Raw genomic sequence first — 18,892 nt, 5'->3', positions numbered from 1 at the left:
AGAGATTTTTTTGCCTCCGGCGGAGGTATTTGGGGCCAGATGAAGCATTAGCGGGACTGCGCCATTCGCTGGGCGAGCTTCAGGGCCTCGATCAGGCTGTTGGGGGTCGCGCTGCTTTGGCCCGCGATGTCCAGAGCGGTGCCGTGATCCGGCGAGGTCCGGACGAAGGGCAGGCCCAAGGTTACGTTCACACCGCGGTCGAAATCCAGTGTCTTGATCGGGATCAGGGCCTGGTCGTGATACATCGCAATCGCGGCATCATATCGCGTGCGCGCCGCGGCGTGGAACATAGTGTCTGCCGGGTGGGGTCCGGTCACGGTGCAATCGACTGGATTGAGGTCTGCGATCAGTGGCGCGATCCAGTCAAGCTCTTCCGTACCCATTTTCCCGCCTTCGCCTGCATGGGGGTTCAGCCCCGCGATGGCGATGCGAGGGTGGGGGATGCCGAATTGGGTTCGCAGGCCTTGGGCGGTGATCTCGATGGTTTCACGCAGCACATCCGGGGTGAGTGCGCTTGGGACCTGGGAGAGCGGGATGTGGATGGTGGCAGGAACCACGCGGAGCTGTTCGCTGGCCAGCATCATTACCACGCGCGACCGGCCTGCCAACGCCGCAAGAAATTCGGTATGGCCGGGGAAGGCAAAACCCGCACCGTCGATCAGCGCCTTTTTGTGGATCGGGGCAGTACACAGTGCGGTGGCTGCGCCGGAACTCACCAGCTCAACACCTTTTTCAATAGAATCGATGACCGAAAGGGCGTTTGCTGGATCGGGGTGGCCGGGCCTGTTCGGGGCAGGAAAGTCGAAATGCAGCACCGGCAGAGCCGAGGCGCTGGCCGATGTGGCCTCAGACGGGTCGGCGATCCGGGTAATGGGTGTTCCATCGGGCAAATGTGATGCGTCGCCGATGTAGAAGAACGGACAGGTATCGCGCAGGGCTGCCCAAGCTTTGGCTGCGATTTCGGGTCCGATCCCGGCGGGCTCACCACAGCTTAGCGCGATTGGGGCGATCATTGTTCGATGATGACAGCGTCGGCCCTCAGCTGTTCCAGCAGGCTGTTTGCAAGGGCCTGCAACCGCTGCTGGGTCAGTGCGTTTGCCACGTCCACACGGGTGGTGTCTTCGCCCAGGTTGCGGGTGCGATTGCACAGCATCAGGAACATCAGCGTCTGCCCGTTGTTGCGCGTCAGCGTGGCCGATGCCTCATTTGGATCAAGCTTGGCCAGCTCAAGCGCTACGTCGCGTGGAATCGCCGAGGGGCTTTGGGTAAGGCGTTCCAGCACGTCGGGCGATTGATCTTTGGCGATGCCGTAGAGGTCATCGCAAGTGTCGATCTCTTCCTTGAGCTTTTCGGCTTTCGCAAGCGTTTCGGTGCTGCGGCCACCGGGAAGGTAGTAGATCGCGTAGTCGATCTCGGAATAGGTTGGGGCACCTGCGGCAACTTCGCGGATGCCGCGCATCTGGAACAGAGCAACGGCGTTCGGGAGCGACAGTGGGTCGGTGATCTCACCGTTTTTCAAGCCCAGAATGACGGGTTGCAGGGCCGGAGGCAGGTTGTTGAGCGACAGCCAATCCAGTCGCCCGCCATTCTCGCGTGTGGCAGCGGCAGAGTATTGCGTAGCAGCCGAAGAAAAGCTGTCTTGATCGGGAAGTTGTGAGATTTCATCGGCCAGGGCTTCAGCCTGCGCCAGGGTCTGCGGTGTTACCGGAATGATAATTTCGGACAACAGAACCTGTAGGCCGCCGCCGCCACCCTGACCCAAAGCACGGTTGATCTCATCTTCCGAGGGACGAGCCTGCGACAGAAAGCGGGTACTGACAAAGTCGCGCCAGGACAGTTGATCGGCGACAAAATCCCGGACGGTTTCCTTTGATACGCCCGCATCGTTGAGTAGCTGCAGAAACTCTTCGCTGCTGAGGTTGCCGCGCGAGGCGAATTCATCAATCCCGGTCTGGATATCTTCGGGCGCGGCTTCGATGCCGGCATCGCGCATCGCCTGTTTGCGCAAACGATCCTCGATCAAGGCTTCGCGGACTTCGCGCTCGGAACTGCCCGGAACGCCGAGCAATTCGAGAAACTGCTGACGTTGTTGAAGTTCATACCAGGTGACAATGTCCTGATTGACCCGGATTGCAGGCGAGAACAGGCTTTGAGCCTGAACCTGTGGTGTGGCCATTGCAACAAGCGCGGCAGCCAGCACCGGCAGCACCGATCTACGGCAGCCAGAGCGGAGAGATTTTGTGAAACCTGAGATCAACTGCATCTTCTCTTAAACTTCTGTCCATCGCCTTCGACGGAATACCCTGTCAGGGCAACGGTAAAGCCGAATTCTGTCGAAGGCTCAATACTTGATGTGGAGGTAAAGCGTCTGTTGACGTTCACATTTATCTGCACACACTCATTTTCGTAGGTCACGCCGAACCCAAGGCGGAGTGGTTCGGATTCGCTGAAATCATAGCGTGCGCTGGCAAGGGTTAGCCAATTTTGGTCTACGCGGTAGCGGCCACCGACCCGTAGTTCCGAGATTTCATCATTATTTGCTTCAGCAGGATCAGGTTCGAGCCAGATGTACCCGCCGGAGATTGCCGTATCTCCATTAGACCAGCCTGCACGAATTTCAGCTTTGGTAAAACTGAAATCGCTGTTTAAAAGCCCACGCGCGGCCAATGTCAGCCCCTTGCCGTTATTCAATTGCCCGGCAAGCAGAATGTCGGACTTGGTACCCTGCAGCCCCGATGTGAGCGTGAAATCCGGATCCGCATCGGACCGGAAGACCTGTCCGATTGTCGCCAGCGCCCGCCAGCCGTCAGCATTGTACCGAGACCAGTTCAGGCCCACAACGGCGGTTGCACCGTCTTCGCGGCGGTCGGGGGCCGGAAAGCGCGAAAGGGACAAAAGATTGCCCTGATCGAGTTCCTGAAAGGTACTTTCATCGTTGGGAACGTCATTGTTCGAAACATGCGTCCAACCAATTTGCGCGATTGGCTCAAGGATTTGTGTTGCACCGGACTGCTCGCGGCGCAGCATGGGGTAGCGCAGGGTAAAAGCTGCGCGCGGGGTCGAGCGGGTTACATTGTTCGGAAACTCGCTGTCATTGCGGATATTGAACGTATCCACTGACGCGCCCACCAATGCCTCTGCACGTAATCCGGTCGCAAAGGTCCAGTTGCGCAGCCATTCCGCATCGAATGTTGCCCTGGCGACGTCGCGACCAATAATATCTTCGTCACTGGTTCGCGTGTGGGTGTGACCATCGAGGCTTAGTTCAACTTCACCCCCTAAGGTGCTGGGGAAGAATCGCTTTCGATAGTTGATGTCGAAGACACGCGATGGGATTTCATCCTGATTTTCGCTATCCCGAAGGGACTTGTAGTGGATGAAGCTGGTTCTGAATGCCGTATCACGCTTGATCCGCTCAAGTGCAATTTCGCTACGCAGGCGGTCAAAATCGGGCAAGCCGTAATCTGCCAGATACGAGTCATCCGAAGTTGTTTTGATATCGAATGTCAGCCGGTAGTCATTTCCAAGACCGAACCGGCCATCGGCGAAGAAATACCCCCGATCCTGACCGGGCTGCAGGTCGTCGCGTGTATAAGAGCCCCGCAGCCGAATGCGCCCGCGTTTGAATGCCTGCCGGTAACGAAACCCAAGTGTGCGGGTCTTGGACGACAGATAGGGCGTCAGAGTCAGGTCCTTGTGATCTCCGATCTTGAAGAAATACGGCACCTGAACGCCAGTGCCCAGTTGCGAAGTGGTGCGGATCGACGGCACGAGAAAGCCGGTCGCCCGCTCAAGTGTCGGGTCGGGTAGGCGCAACGTGGGAAAGTAGAAGACCGGGACATCGAGTATTCGGAACTGTGCGCCTTCGAAATAGAGCTGCCGTTCAAGCTGGTCATGGGTCACTTTCCGGGCGCGAATTTGCCAGATCGGGGGTCTGCCATTCGCGCAGACATGACATGAGGTTGCAGCGACCTTGCTGAATTGCGTATAGCGACCTGCCGCACGGGTGGCCTGGACTGAGGCGATCTGCACTTGCTGGTCAAAGACCATGCGCGCGCCCATCAGAAGTCCATTCTGTATCCCGCTGTCCAACTGCGCGGAATCGGCCAGCAATGTGCTGTTCCCGCCTTGATCGATCCGGATTGGGCCGGTCAGGGTCAGCTCGCCGGTTTCGCGATCATAGGTGACGCTTTGCGCTGTCAGTTTGACGTCGCCTTGGAAGGCCTCGACATTCCCCTCTGCGACCAGTTTGCGATCCGGGGTAATGAATATCTCATCGGCCACCAGTAGCGCGGGTTGATTCTGTTCAGTCGCGTCAACCTCGCTGGAGGCACCTTCTGGTTCGGACTGTGCGGCAACTGCTGCTGGCAGCGAGAGGATCAGTGCGCTCGACAGCAACAAAGACAGGACGGAGCGCATCAGCCATCCTCCGCATGGAGCAACAGGCCCAGAGACAGTAGAATGCCCGCAAAGGGTGGGGCCCAAGCCGAGACCAGAATAGGTAATTGCCCGTTTTCGCCAAGGATTTGGGCGAAATTCCGGATGAAGTAGATACCGAACCCCAGCAATACGGCGGTCAGCACGGCGATGCCGGTGCCGCCGAACCGGACATGGCGCATTGTGAAGGCGGCCCCGATCAGAACCATCGAAACCAGAAACAGGGGGCGCGCAAGTTGTACCTGCAGCCAGACCTCATATTGCTTGGTTGAAAATCCCGCTTCGCCCAGATCACGAATCAACTGGGGCAGATCATAGACCGAAACCGAATCCTTTTGCCCAAGAGTGTCCAGAATCCGGTCTCTGGTCAGCGTTGTGGGGAGGTTCAGGATCTCATGGCTGGTGGCATTTGCTTCGGGATTGAGGTCGTCCTGAATGGGCCAGATTTTGGCCTGATGCAAGGTCCAGAATCCATCCTCCAGATCAGCTTGCTGGGCCGAGATTTGCTGGTTCGGCTTGCCGTCGGATGAGAACGTTGTGATGGTCACGTTCTGCAGGGCAAACCGGTCGCCATTGACAGTGCCGGTTGCGTGAATCACCGACTGACCGTTGGCAGAGCTCTGGCGTAACCACAACCCCTCGCGGCTGATGGACAGGGCTGAACCACCCTGGTTGCGATAACCATCAGACAAGCGTTGGAACTCTTCCGACGTCGCAGCCGCGATGGGATTCAGCATAGTAACAGCAAGTGCGCCGATGGTCAGCGCAAGCAACACGGGCGCCAGCAGGGCTCGGATACCGGATCTCCCGATTGCGCGGGTCACCACCAGTTCGGAGCTGCGGGCGAGGCCGACAAACAGCGCGATGGTGGCCAGGATCATCAGCAGGGGCAACATCTCGCTGATCGCGGCCGGTGCGTTCAGCAACGTCAGTTGCAGCAACTGGCCAAAGGATAGGTCAACACCATCGAACCGCCGCACCTGTTCGATCAGATCGATCAGGATCATCAAGCTCAGAAAAATACCGCCGATTACAAGAAAGCTTTGAATAAAGCGGCGGGCAAAATAGCGGTCGAGGATCACTTGGGCATCCCCGTCAAACCCCGGCATCCAAGAATCACAATCGGGCATGGAATCATGCGCGACGGCCTGTAACTGCCGATTGGTGTCACGTTCTCTCCCCCGAGCCTGCCGTTATTTTCGCGCGACCATAATGCAATTGCCCGGCGGGGAAAACTGCTATCTGGTCAACGGTGGCTGCGCGGGCTAGGTCTTGGGCAATGCATTTTTTAGGAGAATGATATGAGCAGTCTTGTGCCCGTCCGATTCACCCCCTTTGACCTTGATGCGATAGCGCAAACCGAAGGGCGCGTGGCCATACTCATTCCCGCCGATGGCAAGATGAGCCCCGCCGCGCGTCGAGCCAATCGCCTGACCAAAGGCGCGGTTGCGCGGCTGGTCGAAAGCGAGCGGTTCAGCAAGGTCAAATCGGGTAATGTTATTTCGCTGGCCTGGCCTGCCGGAATGGTGGCCGAGGCGCTGGATATTCTGGTGTTGCCGCGTCGCCCCGACTCTGACGAGGCACGCAAGGCCGGGGCCAATCTGGCGAAAGCTGCAGCGGGCAAACCCGTGCTGGTCATGGCCGCCAATCACGCGCGTATCGAAGAGGTAGCCTTGGGCATGGTACTGCGGGCCTACGATTTCGATGTCCACAAATCCAAGGACTCAGACCCGGCGGGTGAGATCACCATCGGTCACTCAAAGCCGGAGGAGGCCGAAGCTGACTTTGCGCCGCTCTATGCCGTCGCAGACGGTGTGCGCATGACACGAGACCTGACAAATGAACCCGCGAATGTGCTGACGACAACTGAGTTCGCGGACAGGTTGGTCGAGATGGAATCGCTGGGCCTGAAGGTCGAGGTTCTGGAAGAGGACAAGCTGGCCGAACTGGGCATGCGTACGCTGCTGAGCGTCGGGCAGGGCTCGGTCAGCCCCTCGAAAGTTGTGGTGATGCAATGGGACGGCGGCGACAAGGATGACGCGCCGCTGGCCTTGGTCGGTAAGGGCGTCGTGTTCGATACCGGCGGTATCTCGCTTAAGCCGGCCGGAGGCATGGAAGACATGACCATGGACATGGGCGGCGCGGGTGTTGTTGCCGGAACCATGCGAGCGTTGGCCAAGCGCAACGCCAAAGCCAATGTCGTGGGGCTGGTCGGGTTGGTCGAAAACATGCCCTCGGGCAATGCCTCTCGCCCGGGCGATGTGGTCACTTCGATGAAAGGCGACACTGTCGAGATCATCAACACCGATGCCGAGGGTCGTTTGGTTCTGTGTGACGTCATGTGGTACGCGCAGGATCGGTTCCAGCCGGTGGGCATGATCGATCTGGCCACACTGACGGGCGCGGTCATCATTGGTCTTGGGCATGAGAATGCCGGTGTGTTTTCAAACAATGACACCTTCTGCGACGCCTTCCTGAAGTCGGCCAAGGCCGAGGACGAGGGCGCATGGCGGCTGCCCTTGGGTGAAGGCTACGACAAACAACTTAAATCGCGCATTGCGGATATGAAGAACGTGGGCGGGCGGCCCGCAGGTTCGATCACCGCAGCGCAGTTCCTGCAGCGTTTCGTCAAGGAAGAGACGCCGTGGATTCACTTGGATATCGCAGGTGTGGCCTCTGTCTCTTCCGAGACCTCTTATGCGCCGAAAGGGGCCACGGGCTGGGGCGTCCGCGCGCTAAGCCGGTTCGTGCAGGACAATTTCGAGTAAGCGCATGGGTGCCGTCTATTTCTACCACCTGACCCGTCAGCCGTTGGAGCTCACATTGCCTGTGCTGCTCGACAAGGCACGGCAGGCCGGATGGCGGATTGCCGTGCGGGGTGTCGACCCTGCGCGGATGGACTGGCTGGATGAGAAGTTGTGGCTGGGACCTGAGGACGGGTTCCTGCCGCATGGCCGCGAAGGTGGCCCGCACGACGCGGCACAGCCCGTTCTGCTGACGACCGGCCAAGGGGCAGCAAATGGCGCGACCTGTGTAATGGCTGTCGATGGGGCAACGGTTGAGGCGGAGGAAGTTTCGACCATGGAGCGTGTCTGCATTCTGTTCGACGGGAATGATCCGGAGGCGGTTCAACATGCGCGCGGGCAGTGGAAGGCTCTGACCGGGGCGGGGTGTTCGGCACAGTATTGGTCCGAGGAATCCGGACGATGGGAGAAAAAGGCCGAGGCTTGATCGGCCACAAATATATTTTAGGAGATTTCAAATGGATATGAAGCCTTTGGGCCGCACCGGGATCATGGTGTCGGATTTATGTCTTGGGACAATGACCTTTGGTACTCAGACCTCGGAAACTGAGGCGCACCGCCAGATGGACATGGCGCTTGCGGGTGGGATCAACTTTGTCGACGCGGCTGAGATGTATCCGGTGAACCCGATCTCGGCAGAGACGGTCGGGCGGACCGAAGAGATTCTTGGCAATTGGAATGCCGCCAATCCTTCGCGGCGCGGGGACTATGTGCTGGCCACGAAACACTCTGGTGAAGGGTTCGTGCATGCGCGCAATGGCGCCCCAATCTCGAAAGAGACCATACCTGAGGCGATAGAGGGTTCACTGCGTCGTCTACAGACTGACTGTATAGATCTCTATCAGTTCCACTGGCCAAATCGTGGCAGCTACATGTTCCGACAGAACTGGGACTATGCACCCTCGGGTCACAACCGGGACGAGATTATGGACGAGATGCGCGAAAGCCTGATCGCTCTGCAGGCGCAGGTGGACAAGGGCAATATCCGCGCCTTTGGTCTGTCGAATGAAAGCGCTTGGGGTACCGCTCAGTGGTTGCGGGCGTCGGATGAGGTTAGTGGACCTCGGGTCGCGTCGATCCAGAACGAATATTCTTTGCTCTGCCGGTTATTCGATACCGACCTGGCTGAATTGTGTCTTCTGGAAGATGTCGGGCTACTATCATTCTCACCGTTGGCGGCAGGTTTCCTGACTGGGAAATATCAAGGGGGTGCTGTTCCAGAAGGATCACGCATGGCGCTGGTGCCGAATATGGGCGGGCGTAAAACAGATCGCGTTTTTGATGCCGTGGCGGCTTATCTGGAAATCGCGCAGCGACACGGGTTGGACCCGGTGCACATGTCCTTGGCGTGGTGTTGCAGCCGGCCGTTTATGGGATCGACCATTTTCGGCGCGACGACTGTAGCGCAGCTAGAACATATTCTGGCGGGTAAGGATTTGAAGCTGTCGTCCGAAGTGATGGACGAGATCAGTGCGGCGCACCGGGCGTTTCCGATGCCATATTGAAGGGATGGGGGCTCTGCCCCCGTCGCTTTTGGCGACTCCCCCGAGGTATTTTAGGCCAGATGAAGTTGGATCGCGTCAGTGATGGGTGGGTTGCGTACGGTCTTGCCTGAGGTCGCGAGCCGTGAGGCCGTGGGCGGTTCGGAACGCGCGCGCGAAGCTGGATTGCGAGGCGAAGCCGGTGGCCAGCGCCACGTCCATCAGCGGCAGGTCGGTATCGGTAACCAGTCGGCGGGCCTCGGCCAGTCTGAGTTGCAGGTAGTGATCCTGTGGAGTTGTATTCAGGCGCAGGCGGAACTGCTGCTGCAGGGTGCGCGTACTAGTGCCGAGTCTATCGGCGATGTGCGCAAGGGACAGGGGGTCGTCCAGTGAGGATTCCATCAATGAGTTGGCTTTGGCTGTGAGCGCGGTGTGACGGTGCGGCGCACCGGTGCGGCTTTGTGGTTTTGAGGGCTGAGACGCACCTTCATAGAGGAATAGCCCGGACACGCGGGCGGCAAAGCCCGCGCCATGACGTGCAGCAATAATATGGAGCATCATATCGATCGCCGGGACGGCGCCGCCAGAGGTTAGGCGTGTATCGGAGACGGTAAATCGGTCAGGGCGCACATCGACATTGGGAAAGCGCGCAGCGAAGTTCTCCAAATCCTCCCAATGGGTCGTCGCCGCGTGACCGTCGAGCAATCCAGCCTCAGCCAGTAACCAGGGGCCGCCATCTATCCCGGCGATTGTTGCACCGGTGGCCGCGATCCTGCGGAGCCCGGCGAGCAGGCTGGGCGTCGCATGACGGGCCAATTGGAATCCGGCAACTACGATCAAGAGATCGCAGCCCTGCAACCGGGCCAGGGGAATGCCCTGCACATTCAGAGCGCTGGTCAGCAACGCGGGTTCTGCGGTTGCCGTGACGTAGTCCCAATCAAAAGCGGGCCGATCCGCCAGTCGGTTGGCAGCACGCATCGGATCGACGGCGGCGGCGAAGCTGAGTGTGTTGCATTCGTCCAGCACCAGCACCGCCGTTTTCAGGGCGCGATGCTCGGGCTGCAGTATGTTTTTTGCGGATTTCATCAAGTCTGATTCGCATTTTGCTAAGTGGTTCCCTCAAGGCTGCGTCAGAGTTGGCGTTGACGCAAATCGGAATCCGGGGAGAAGCCTGGGGAAAACCCACGGTAAAACCGGGTATAAGCTGGGGATAACGCCATGCCTTTGGAAATGAACCGCGAAGTCTTTATCACCTGTGCCGTCACCGGCTCGGGCGGGACACAGGATCGCAGCCCACATGTGCCGCGTTCGCCGAAGCAGATTGCCGATAGTGCAATTGCTGCAGCGAAAGCCGGTGCGGCCGTGGTGCACTGCCATGTGCGCGACCCCGAGACCGGTGCGCCTTCACGCGATCTGGCGCTGTACCGTGAAGTCACGGACCGCATTCGCGATGCCGACGTAGACGCGGTTCTGAACCTGACGGCGGGCATGGGCGGAGACATGGTGTTCGGCGGGATCGAAAATCCGCTGCCTTTGGCAGAGGCCGGAACCGATCTGGTTGGTGCCACTGAACGTGTTGCACATGTAGCGGAGTGCTTGCCTGAAATCTGTACTCTGGATTGTGGCACGATGAACTTTGCCGAGGCCGACTATGTGATGACCAATACGCCCGGCGCCTTGCGGGCGATGGGGCAGATGATGACCGATCTGGGTGTGAAGCCCGAGATCGAGGCCTTCGACACCGGCCATCTGTGGTTCGCCAAGCAGCTGGTGAAAGAGGGTGTTCTGGAACCGAACGCTCTGGTCCAGCTATGTATGGGGGTGCCGTGGGGGGCTCCGGATGATCTCAACACCTTTATGGCGATGGTGAACAATGTGCCGGATGACTGGACGTTCAGCGCGTTTTCGCTGGGGCGCAATGAGATGGCGTATGTTGCGGCCTCGGTTCTGGCGGGCGGTAATGTACGCGTCGGGCTGGAGGACAACCTGTGGCTGGAAAAGGGTGTTCTGGCCGAAAACTGGCAGTTGGTCGAGCGTGCAGGCAGCGTCATCGAAAACATGGGCGCGCGGGTGATCGGGCCGCAGGAAGTACGTGAGAAGCTGGGGCTTACCAAGCGGGCTCCGGTTGCGAAGTAGTCGTGGATTGGGGGCCAGCCCCCAAACCCCCGAGATATTTTTGGCCAGATGAAGAGGCGGATCGTGGGCAAAGAACAGCAAGCAAAAACAGCAGCAATCATCGGAGGCGGAGTGATTGGTGGCGGGTGGGCTGCCCGGTTCCTGCTGAACGGATGGGATGTTCGGGTATACGATCCCGACCCTGAAGCCGAGAGGAAGATCGGTGAGGTGTTAGATAACGCGCGTCGTTCTTTGCCGGGGTTGAGCGATGTACCTCTGCCGCCCGAAGGGACGCTGAGCTTTCATGACGATCTCGGTGAGGCAGTTCAGGGTGCGATCTGGATTCAGGAGAGCGTACCGGAAAGGCTCGATCTGAAGCTGAAGGTTTACAAAAGCCTGCAGGAGGCTTGCGATCGGGATGCAATCATCGGGTCTTCGACCAGCGGGTTCAAGCCATCGGAGCTGCAGGAGGCTGCGTTGCGGCCCGAGCAGATCGTGGTGACGCATCCATTCAACCCGGTTTATCTGTTGCCGCTGATCGAACTGGTTCCGACCGACAAGAATTCACCCGAATTGATCGGGCGGGCCAAACAGCTGTTGACCTCGGTTGGCTTCTTCCCGCTACACGTCAAGAAAGAGATTGATGCGCATATTGCCGACCGGTTTCTTGAGGCGGTGTGGCGCGAGGCGCTTTGGCTGGTGAAAGACGGCATCGCAACGACCGAAGAGATCGATGAATCCATCCGCATGGGTTTTGGTATCCGTTGGGCCCAGATGGGACTGTTCGAAACCTATCGCGTGGCCGGTGGAGAGGCCGGGATGCGGCATTTCATGGCTCAGTTCGGCCCGGCGCTGAAATGGCCCTGGACCAAGCTCATGGACGTGCCTGAGTTCACCGATGAGTTGGTCGACATGATTGCGGATCAGTCGGATGCGCAGTCTGGCAAGTACTCGATCCGCGAGTTGGAGCGTATCCGGGACAATAACCTCGTTGGTATGATGCGGGCGCTGAAGGCCCAGAACTATGGTGCAGGGGCGGTATTGAACCAGCATGATGCGGCCTTGAAGCCAGGAGCGCTGCCGACGCTGGACGAGGCGGATCTGAGCCAGCCGATCCTCACGCTGTCGCGCGCCGTTCCGCTGGATTGGACCGACTACAATGGCCACATGAATGAAGCTAAATATCTGGAGGCCTTTGCAGCAGCCACGGATCGTTTCATGGAAATCATTGGCTGCGATATGGAGTATATCGCGACAGGCGGCAGCTATTTCACTGCCGAAAATCACATCCGTTACATGCAGGAGACCCATGCGGGGTCGCGGATCGAATGCCGTACGCAGATGCTGTTAGGGCAGGGCAAGAAGCTGCATGTCTTCCACAGCATGTACGAGGGTGAAACGCTGTTGGCCACAGGCGAAAGCTTTCTTCTGCATGTCAGCCTTGAGACCCGACGCCCCAGCCGACCTTCACCCGAGATCGAGGCCGCGATGGCACGGGTTGCCGAGGCGCAGGCCGGGTTGCCTTATCCCGAAGGCGCGGGCGCGGCGATCCGCAAGCCCGCATGAGCAGCCGGGTCTTGATTACCGCAGGCGCCTCTGGCGTCGGCAGGGCCATGGCTGAAGCGTTTGATGCTGCCGGGGCTCAGGTCTGGGTTGCGGATGTTGATGCGGATGCGTTGGCGGATTGCCCGGCGCATTGGAAGCAAAGCCAGCTTGATGTGTCGGATGAGGATGCTGTCGCGGCTGCGTTTACTGACCTTGAGACCGAATGGGACGGGCTTGATGTGCTCTGTGCGAATGCGGGGATAGCGGGTCCCACCGCAGCAGTTGAGGACGTTTCCCTGACGGATTGGAGGTCATGCCTTTCCATCAATCTAGAGGGGTCATTTTTGTGCTCTAAATACGCTGCACCTCTGATGAAACAGCAGCGCAGCGGGGCGATCTTGATCACTTCATCGACTGCAGGCCAGTACGGATACCCCAACCGCGCGCCGTACGCGGCGGCCAAGTGGGGCATGGTGGGATTGGGCAAGACGCTGGCGATGGAGCTTGGGCCGCACGGTATCCGCTGCAATGTGATCTGCCCGGGTTCGGTTGAAGGACCACGCATGGAGGGCGTGTTACAGCGCGAGGCCGATGCCAAGGGCATGACCCGGGATCAGGTTTACGACGGCTATGCCTCGGGCACGTCCATGGGCCGCTTTGTAGAGGCGCAGGACATAGCGAACATGGCTGTATTCCTGGCTTCAGATGCAGCGAGGCTGGTGTCGGGTCAGGTAATCGCGGTGGATGGCCATACGGTCAATCCTGACCCGAAACTGTGAATCAGCCCTGATTTGGCCCCCGAATCTGGCGGATGGCGCTGCGGACGGCTTGCCAGTCCTGCGCCTCCTGCTGATTTCCGGCGGCTTCACATTCGCGCATTTTCTGCGCAGCTTCGGCTTCGGCCCGATCGCCATGGGCCGTATAAAGGGCACGTGCGTATTCAGCGGTTTTGAGTGCGTCCATTCCCGTCATCCTCCATCTCAGATCGGAATGTCTGTAGTTTCGCGCCAAGTGACTATACTACAGCTTTCAGCCCAGGTCATGTCTGAGAGATTTCTGAGCGCAATTGCTGCAGATGGTCCGGGAAATCACGCGCGGTCATATCCGCCTCTCGAACCAGCCGGTCGAAATGGAGCGTAAAGACCTCAATCCGGTCGCGGTCTCGGAAAGCCATGTAGTGGCTTCCGGCATAGAACACGCAAAGAAGTGGGCCGAATATCGTGACGGGGGCAGAGTAAAGACGTTTTGCATCAAATAGATAGATGCGCAGACGTGGATAAAGCTGCTCGCACACCGACAGCAGGTGATCGATCTGATCCAACCGGACCTGAAGCGGTAGTCCCTCGTAGTAACCGGTGGCATAGGCAAAGCTGTGAAGCTCGTACAACGGCATGGCAATCTCATAATCGGACTGGGCGCTGCGCATCCATGCCAGCCGGTCTGCCGAGGCGCCAATGGCTTGATCTGCAGTACGGCCCAGATGCGGAGCGTATTCCCATTCAAGCACGGCGCGGGTCTTGAGCATGTCGGGCAGGGTAGCCGGAACGTAGCGTATCTTGTAGCCGGCGGCCTCTTGATGCCATTCAAAAATGCGCTCATCAACCAATGCCCGGGCGGCCTCGGTTAGGGTGAGGGAACTGGCCAATAGTTCTGCCGCGCTTTCGGGTCGGTTGGAAAGCCCAAGAAGCCAATCGGCGGAAACCCCAAGCGCCGAGGCGCAGCTGCCGACGACATGAGCATTCGGAAGGCGTGCCCCCGCCCCGGTCAGCAATTGCGAAACGGTAGATCGGTCAACCCCGATGCTGCGTGCCAGGGCGCTTTGGCTGACGTTGCGCTCTTGCATCGCTCGGGCCAGGCGCTGGCGAAAATGCAGGGCGCGATCCCGTTTGTCGATTTTATCAATCATATGGTGATTAATATCACCTTTGGTGAGAATTGTTAATCATATTCAGAATTCACGACCCTTGGCTCTGACTGTAACGCTGGTGTTACAAAAATAAGAATGGGGTCTGGAATGGAAACGCGACGCAGGTCGGTCGTGAAGGCGCTGGTGTGGAATGCGATGGGGCTGGCGATGATGACGCTGGTTGGTTTGATCGCCACGGGTTCAGCAGCACTTGGAGGGATGGTTGCTCTGGTCAATACAGCCATTGGCTTGACCATGTATGTAATTTACGAGCGTATCTGGGCCGGAATCACGTGGGGCCGCAATGGCTGAGCCGGTCACACCCAAATCACCTGAATGGGCGACATTTGCCCTGATCATCGCGTGCTATTTAGCCTGGATTGGTGCGATTTTCTGGTTGGCAGGCATATCGCTTTGGCTTGCGATCCCGTTCATGGGGCTGGTGGCTGCGCTGCATTCCTCGCTGACCCATGAGGCTTTGCACGGGCATCCCTTTCGCCAGAAGTGGCTGAATGAGACGCTGATGGCGATGCCGCTGACTTTGTTCATTCCCTACAATCGGTTTCGGGACCTGCATCTGGCGCATCACTGTGACGCGAACCTAACCGATCCCTATGATGACCCTGAGACCAACTATCTCGACCCGCAGGTCTGGGCGTCTCTGGCTCAATGGCAAAGACGGATGTATCAAGTGAACAATACTTTGCTGGGGCGGATGGTTCTGGGGCCTGCGATCGGGCAGGTTGCGTTCTTGAGGGATGAACTGCGTGGTGCACTTCGCGGAGATCGGGCGATTTTGTTGGCATGGGCGCTGCATATGCCCGGCGTTGTCGCGACTCTTTGGATCGTCGCGCTTTCGCAAATGCCGATCTGGGCCTTCGCCCTTTCAGCATATATCGGGCTGGGACTGGTCAAGATCCGCACATTCCTGGAACACCGCGCGCATGAGAAATCGCGCGCGCGCACAGTGATCGTAGAAGACCGTGGTATCCTTGCATTTCTGTTTTTGAACAATAACTTGCACGTCGTTCATCATATGAACCCATCAGCACCTTGGTACCGATTGCCGGCACTCTACCGCACGGGCAAGGAAAGATACTTGGCCTGTAACGAGGCTTATGTCTACCGTTCGTACGGGCAGATATTCCGAGAGTATTTCTGGCGCGCAAAAGATCCGGTGGCGCATCCGCTCTGGCCAAAGCCTTGATTTAACGACAGAAGGGAAGCCATGAGTTTATGGATTCCCGTCACCATCGCGGCCGCATCGTTCCAGACGGTGCGGTTCATGCTTCAGAAATCCCTGAGCAGCGTGAAGCTTTCGGCTGCCGGGGCGACATTTGCACGATTCGCCTATTCCATGCCATTGGCCTTGCTGGGGCTTTTCATTGCTTTGGGCGCGACGGGGTACGAACTGCCAGCGCTGACGGCGAAGTTCTGGATATTTGCTGTCATCGGCGGGACCACACAGATATTGGCCACGATCTGCGTTGTGGCATTGTTCAAGCAGCGCAACTTTGCGGTAGGGATTACGTTTAAGAAAACTGAGGTGATTCAAACCGCTATTGTGGGGTTCCTTGTCCTCGGCGATCAGGTCTCTACCGGGGCGCTGGGGGCAATTCTGCTTGGGTTGCTGGCCGTCCTGTTGTTGTCAAAAACGCCCGGAGGCAGCGGCGCTTGGTGGCAACATCTGACAAACAAAGCCTCGCGTCTTGGACTGGGGTCAGGCGTGTTATTCGCATTCTCCTCGGTCAGCTATCGCGGCGCCTCTTTGCAATTGGGCGACATCGATGCGTGGTTCCGGGCACTTGTGACACTGGCCGTCGTGGTAACGTTTCAGTTTCTCAGCATGTGGCTGTGGCTGCTTTGGCGAGACAGGGCCGAGCTGCGCGCGGTGTGGGAGACTCGCCGAACCGGTGTTTTTGTCGGCCTGACCAGCCTCTGTGGTTCGTTTTGCTGGTTCTTCGCCTTCACGTTGCAGAACGCAGCCTATGTAAAGGCCTTGGGTCAGATCGAACTGATCCTCAGCCTGTTCGCATCGCTGCTGTTTTTCCGTGAAACCATCACCCGGCGCGAGATCGCCGGGATGACGTTGCTTGGCTTGTCGATACTGGCGCTTGTGCTGACAATCTAGCCTGCGCGACGCTCATCAAAGCTGAGAGCGATAAAGCTGGGGAGGTGATCCCCCATGCCTACAACTGCTGGCCCGCCATCGTCGCGACGCCCACGACCACGGGTTTTGGGCTCTCGCTCTTTGCGGCTCTCGCTCTTTTTGTTGTCCGACGCTTTGGCCTTCTTCTCTGGCTTTGGCGCCTCGGGCTTGGGCTCATCGGCCTTGACCGGATTGTCGATGCGCGGGATGTCCTTCTGGATCAGGCTCTCGATCGCGGCCAGCGCCTTTTCATCGCGGCCCGAGCAGATCGTGATTGCCTTGCCTTCGCGCCCGGCGCGACCGGTACGACCGATGCGGTGGACATAATCCTCGGCATGGCCGGGAACATCGAAGTTGAACACGTGGCTGACCGAGGGGATATCCAGACCCCGCGCAGCAACGTCCGAAGCCACCAGCAGCCGCAGTGATCCATCGCGGAATCCGTCCAGTGTTTTCATCCGCTGCGACTGATCCAGATCGCCATGGATCGCGGCGGCATTATAGCCGTATTTCTTCAGCGACTTGGCGCAGATATCTACATCGGTCTTGCGGTTGCAGAAGATGATCGCGTTGGTGCATTTGTCGCCCTCGGCATCGATCAATGCGCGCAGGGTCTTGCGTTTCTGGCTGGCCTCACGATCCCGGCGACCACCTTTGAACATCACCACGCCTTGTTCGATAGTTTCCGAAGCGGTGGCCTGACGCGCAACTTCGACCCGGGTGGGGGCCGACAGGAAAGTATCGGTGATCCGTTCGATCTCGGGCGCCATGGTGGCCGAGAAGAACAGCGTCTGGCGGGTGAATGGCGTCAGCGAGAAGATGCGCTCGATATCAGGAATGAAGCCCATGTCGAGCATCCGGTCAGCTTCGTCCACCACCATGATCTGAACGCCTGTCAGAAGCAGCTTCCCGCGTTCGAAATGATCCAGCAGACGGCCCGGAGTGGCAATCAGCACGTCAACACCGCGGTCAATCAGAGCATCCTGTTCCTTGAAGGAAACGCCACCGATCAACAGTGCTTTGGTCAGCTTGAGGTGCTTGGCGTAGGTGTCGAAATTCTCGGCCACCTGCGCTGCCAGTTCCCGCGTCGGGCACAAGACCAGCGAGCGTGGCATGCGTGCGCGGGCGCGCCCACGGGCCAGCAATGTGATCATCGGCAGAGTGAAGCTGGCAGTTTTGCCGGTGCCGGTTTGGGCGATCCCCAGAACATCGCGCCCTTCCAGCGCGGCTGGAATTGCGCCTTCCTGGATCGGGGTCGGAGTTTCGTATCCGGCTTCCTCAATTGCTTTGAGGACCTTCGGGTTCAGGTTCAGTTCGTTAAACTTTGTCATGTATGTCCGGTTCAAGCGGACACTAGACCTGGCCCGCGCGTCTGAAAATGCCGGGCCCGGATGGCCATGCGCCCCATGCGCGTTTCGGCTGTGGCGCGGGCATAACAAAAACGTGGGGCAGGGTCAAATGAAGTCGGTTTAATCCGTGGCAAATCTGCCGGTAACAAGGATTTCCGCAACAATTCAGATGGTTCCGGGAAAGTGTTTCGCGACTTTTTGGTCCAGATCAAGCGGCCGGTGACGGATCATGTCGTTATCCTCAAGCCGTTCCAGCACTTCCGGGTCAGCAGCGCTGATTTCATCGTAAAATTCCCGCAGGCCATCGAGCCCGTATTCGGTTTCCAGAAGGGTGATCAATTCGTACCTGTCTAGCGCACCGAACTTTCGCGGGCGATCCGGGCTGGCCTGGTACGAGCCGCGTTCGAGGCGGAAACGATAATGCGCCAGCCAATGCTCCCAATCCGGGGCGTGGCGATGACACAGATCGATCTGAGGAAGCTCGGTTCTGACTGGCAGAAACTCACCGTGCTGATAGAGGTTGTGGATACGGTCGCTCAGTTTTTTCAAACCGCCGCGTACGAACAGTTTGCCCTGAATGTGGCTCATGAAACCGGCCAGAACGTAAGTGCCGAAATTGGGATAGAGCGCTTCGACCAGCGGTTGTCGATTCTGACCTTCGGGAATGAACGCTTTGTAGAGGTCCTGGCCACCCGCCAGCGCCTCAATCGGGCGGACGCGGACGGCGGGGATGTCATCGGGGATGTCGCGCAGCAGGTCGGGGATCGGGGACATCGGCCACAGAAACTCATCGACATCGATATGTGCGACCCAGTCCAGATCAGTCCTGTTGTAGATCAAATTCGCGTTCGAGGATTGTCGAACCTGATGTTTGTCCGGCCTCTCACGCCTGCGACGCTTCCAGAACGCCGCATCGCAGGTACGCACCCGGATCCGGGGATGCTCGCGCAGGGCTGAGATGTCCCCCTGGACCGGCTCGTCCAGAAAGATGTGAATCCGGTCCGCGCCGATATCGAGGTGGTGGGCGGCAAAGCGCAAAATATCCTCACGCGGGGCGCGGATCGTGGACACAATCCCCCATGTGGTCACTTCTGGATTGCCTGTAG

The 18,892-nt window shown here is 58.6% G+C and carries 18 protein-coding genes; 9 read left to right on the top strand and 9 right to left on the bottom strand.

Annotated features, from left to right (window positions below):
* Positions 1-47 precede the first annotated feature (47 nt).
* Genes pdxA through lptG form a run of 4 tightly spaced genes read right to left on the bottom strand, consistent with a single transcriptional unit; the run spans position 48 to position 5,519 of the window.
* Entirely contained in the window at positions 48-1,013 is a 966-nt protein-coding gene (gene pdxA, locus ACR0CZ_RS12220; RefSeq protein ID WP_170396751.1) for a 4-hydroxythreonine-4-phosphate dehydrogenase PdxA, read from the bottom strand.
* Entirely contained in the window at positions 1,010-2,263 is a 1,254-nt protein-coding gene (locus ACR0CZ_RS12215; RefSeq protein ID WP_170396753.1) for a peptidylprolyl isomerase, read from the bottom strand. The genes pdxA and ACR0CZ_RS12215 overlap by 4 nt, the downstream gene beginning before the upstream one ends.
* Positions 2,254-4,419 (bottom strand): LPS assembly protein LptD, encoded by a 2,166-nt coding sequence (locus ACR0CZ_RS12210; protein ID WP_170396755.1) that lies wholly within the window; start codon positions 4,417-4,419, stop codon positions 2,254-2,256. Before ACR0CZ_RS12210 ends, ACR0CZ_RS12215 begins: the two co-directional genes overlap by 10 nt.
* Positions 4,419-5,519, bottom strand: a complete 1,101-nt coding sequence (gene lptG / locus ACR0CZ_RS12205; RefSeq protein WP_170396983.1) for an LPS export ABC transporter permease LptG — start codon at positions 5,517-5,519, stop codon at positions 4,419-4,421. The genes ACR0CZ_RS12210 and lptG overlap by 1 nt, the downstream gene beginning before the upstream one ends.
* A gap of 219 nt (positions 5,520-5,738) precedes the next feature.
* On the opposite strand from lptG, the gene ACR0CZ_RS12200 reads away from it, so the two are divergent.
* Genes ACR0CZ_RS12200 through ACR0CZ_RS12190 form a run of 3 tightly spaced genes read left to right on the top strand, consistent with a single transcriptional unit; the run spans position 5,739 to position 8,746 of the window.
* Complete coding sequence (locus ACR0CZ_RS12200) at positions 5,739-7,205, top strand: leucyl aminopeptidase (RefSeq protein WP_170396757.1); 1,467 nt, start codon at positions 5,739-5,741, stop codon at positions 7,203-7,205.
* 4 nt (positions 7,206-7,209) lie between these two features.
* Positions 7,210-7,668, top strand: a complete 459-nt coding sequence (locus ACR0CZ_RS12195; protein WP_170396759.1) for a DNA polymerase III subunit chi — start codon at positions 7,210-7,212, stop codon at positions 7,666-7,668.
* Between the two features lie 31 nt (positions 7,669-7,699).
* Complete coding sequence (locus tag ACR0CZ_RS12190) at positions 7,700-8,746, top strand: aldo/keto reductase (RefSeq protein WP_170396761.1); 1,047 nt, start codon at positions 7,700-7,702, stop codon at positions 8,744-8,746.
* 75 nt (positions 8,747-8,821) lie between these two features.
* Here the strand turns inward: ACR0CZ_RS12190 and ACR0CZ_RS12185 are convergent, their stop codons facing one another.
* Complete coding sequence (locus tag ACR0CZ_RS12185; protein ID WP_170396763.1) at positions 8,822-9,808, bottom strand: GlxA family transcriptional regulator; 987 nt, start codon at positions 9,806-9,808, stop codon at positions 8,822-8,824.
* A 132-nt stretch (positions 9,809-9,940) separates the two neighbouring features.
* Here ACR0CZ_RS12185 and bcoG point away from each other — a divergent pair, with 132 nt between their 5' ends.
* The 3 genes from bcoG (at position 9,941) to ACR0CZ_RS12170 (ending at position 13,161) form a co-directional block, all read left to right on the top strand.
* Positions 9,941-10,858 (top strand): 3-dehydrocarnitine:acetyl-CoA trimethylamine transferase BcoG, encoded by a 918-nt coding sequence (bcoG, locus tag ACR0CZ_RS12180; protein ID WP_170396765.1) that lies wholly within the window; start codon positions 9,941-9,943, stop codon positions 10,856-10,858.
* A 63-nt stretch (positions 10,859-10,921) separates the two neighbouring features.
* Entirely contained in the window at positions 10,922-12,403 is a 1,482-nt protein-coding gene (locus ACR0CZ_RS12175; RefSeq protein WP_480503301.1) for a carnitine 3-dehydrogenase, read from the top strand.
* Entirely contained in the window at positions 12,400-13,161 is a 762-nt protein-coding gene (locus ACR0CZ_RS12170) for an SDR family oxidoreductase (RefSeq protein ID WP_170396769.1), read from the top strand. Before ACR0CZ_RS12175 ends, ACR0CZ_RS12170 begins: the two co-directional genes overlap by 4 nt.
* Before the next feature lies 1 nt (position 13,162).
* Here ACR0CZ_RS12170 and ACR0CZ_RS12165 read toward each other — a convergent pair whose 3' ends face one another.
* Positions 13,163-13,345: a hypothetical protein gene (locus ACR0CZ_RS12165; protein WP_170396771.1), complete on the bottom strand. Its 183-nt coding sequence runs from the start codon at positions 13,343-13,345 to the stop codon at positions 13,163-13,165.
* Between the two features lie 76 nt (positions 13,346-13,421).
* Positions 13,422-14,288, bottom strand: coding sequence for a helix-turn-helix domain-containing protein (locus tag ACR0CZ_RS12160; RefSeq protein ID WP_170396773.1), 867 nt, complete (start codon positions 14,286-14,288; stop codon positions 13,422-13,424).
* 108 nt (positions 14,289-14,396) lie between these two features.
* Here ACR0CZ_RS12160 and ACR0CZ_RS12155 point away from each other — a divergent pair, with 108 nt between their 5' ends.
* The 3 genes from ACR0CZ_RS12155 to ACR0CZ_RS12145 are packed head-to-tail and all read left to right on the top strand — an operon-like array spanning position 14,397 to position 16,419.
* A complete protein-coding gene (locus ACR0CZ_RS12155) occupies positions 14,397-14,600 on the top strand; it encodes a DUF2061 domain-containing protein (protein WP_170396775.1) in 204 nt (67 codons plus the stop codon).
* Entirely contained in the window at positions 14,593-15,495 is a 903-nt protein-coding gene (locus ACR0CZ_RS12150; RefSeq protein WP_170396778.1) for a fatty acid desaturase, read from the top strand. The genes ACR0CZ_RS12155 and ACR0CZ_RS12150 overlap by 8 nt, the downstream gene beginning before the upstream one ends.
* A gap of 21 nt (positions 15,496-15,516) precedes the next feature.
* A complete protein-coding gene (locus tag ACR0CZ_RS12145; RefSeq protein WP_170396780.1) occupies positions 15,517-16,419 on the top strand; it encodes a DMT family transporter in 903 nt (300 codons plus the stop codon).
* Here ACR0CZ_RS12145 and ACR0CZ_RS12140 read toward each other — a convergent pair.
* Both ACR0CZ_RS12140 and ACR0CZ_RS12135 read right to left on the bottom strand, forming a co-directional pair.
* Positions 16,416-17,768, bottom strand: a complete 1,353-nt coding sequence (locus ACR0CZ_RS12140) for a DEAD/DEAH box helicase (protein WP_170396782.1) — start codon at positions 17,766-17,768, stop codon at positions 16,416-16,418. The genes ACR0CZ_RS12145 and ACR0CZ_RS12140 overlap by 4 nt on opposite strands.
* Before the next feature lie 183 nt (positions 17,769-17,951).
* A complete protein-coding gene (locus ACR0CZ_RS12135) occupies positions 17,952-18,875 on the bottom strand; it encodes a glycosyltransferase family 2 protein (RefSeq protein WP_480503298.1) in 924 nt (307 codons plus the stop codon).
* Positions 18,876-18,892: the final 17 nt, after the last annotated feature.

The organism is Ruegeria sp. H9 (assembly GCF_056532915.1).
The sequence above is the reverse complement of the archived record's forward strand: the minus strand, read 5'-3'. Positions and strand labels throughout refer to the sequence as shown.

Coding starts and splice junctions, on each gene's coding strand:
- ACR0CZ_RS12165 (WP_170396771.1), bottom strand. CDS start 13,345: ATGGACGCACTCAAAACCGCTGAATACGCACGTGCCCTTTATACGGCC.
- ACR0CZ_RS12185 (WP_170396763.1), bottom strand. CDS start 9,808: ATGAAATCCGCAAAAAACATACTGCAGCCCGAGCATCGCGCCCTGAAA.
- ACR0CZ_RS12210 (WP_170396755.1), bottom strand. CDS start 4,419: ATGCGCTCCGTCCTGTCTTTGTTGCTGTCGAGCGCACTGATCCTCTCG.
- pdxA (WP_170396751.1), bottom strand. CDS start 1,013: ATGATCGCCCCAATCGCGCTAAGCTGTGGTGAGCCCGCCGGGATCGGA.
- ACR0CZ_RS12200 (WP_170396757.1), top strand. CDS start 5,739: ATGAGCAGTCTTGTGCCCGTCCGATTCACCCCCTTTGACCTTGATGCG.
- ACR0CZ_RS12155 (WP_170396775.1), top strand. CDS start 14,397: ATGGAAACGCGACGCAGGTCGGTCGTGAAGGCGCTGGTGTGGAATGCG.
- ACR0CZ_RS12160 (WP_170396773.1), bottom strand. CDS start 14,288: ATGATTGATAAAATCGACAAACGGGATCGCGCCCTGCATTTTCGCCAG.
- ACR0CZ_RS12145 (WP_170396780.1), top strand. CDS start 15,517: ATGAGTTTATGGATTCCCGTCACCATCGCGGCCGCATCGTTCCAGACG.
- ACR0CZ_RS12195 (WP_170396759.1), top strand. CDS start 7,210: ATGGGTGCCGTCTATTTCTACCACCTGACCCGTCAGCCGTTGGAGCTC.
- ACR0CZ_RS12140 (WP_170396782.1), bottom strand. CDS start 17,768: ATGACAAAGTTTAACGAACTGAACCTGAACCCGAAGGTCCTCAAAGCA.
- ACR0CZ_RS12150 (WP_170396778.1), top strand. CDS start 14,593: ATGGCTGAGCCGGTCACACCCAAATCACCTGAATGGGCGACATTTGCC.
- ACR0CZ_RS12170 (WP_170396769.1), top strand. CDS start 12,400: ATGAGCAGCCGGGTCTTGATTACCGCAGGCGCCTCTGGCGTCGGCAGG.
- ACR0CZ_RS12190 (WP_170396761.1), top strand. CDS start 7,700: ATGGATATGAAGCCTTTGGGCCGCACCGGGATCATGGTGTCGGATTTA.
- bcoG (WP_170396765.1), top strand. CDS start 9,941: ATGCCTTTGGAAATGAACCGCGAAGTCTTTATCACCTGTGCCGTCACC.
- ACR0CZ_RS12215 (WP_170396753.1), bottom strand. CDS start 2,263: ATGCAGTTGATCTCAGGTTTCACAAAATCTCTCCGCTCTGGCTGCCGT.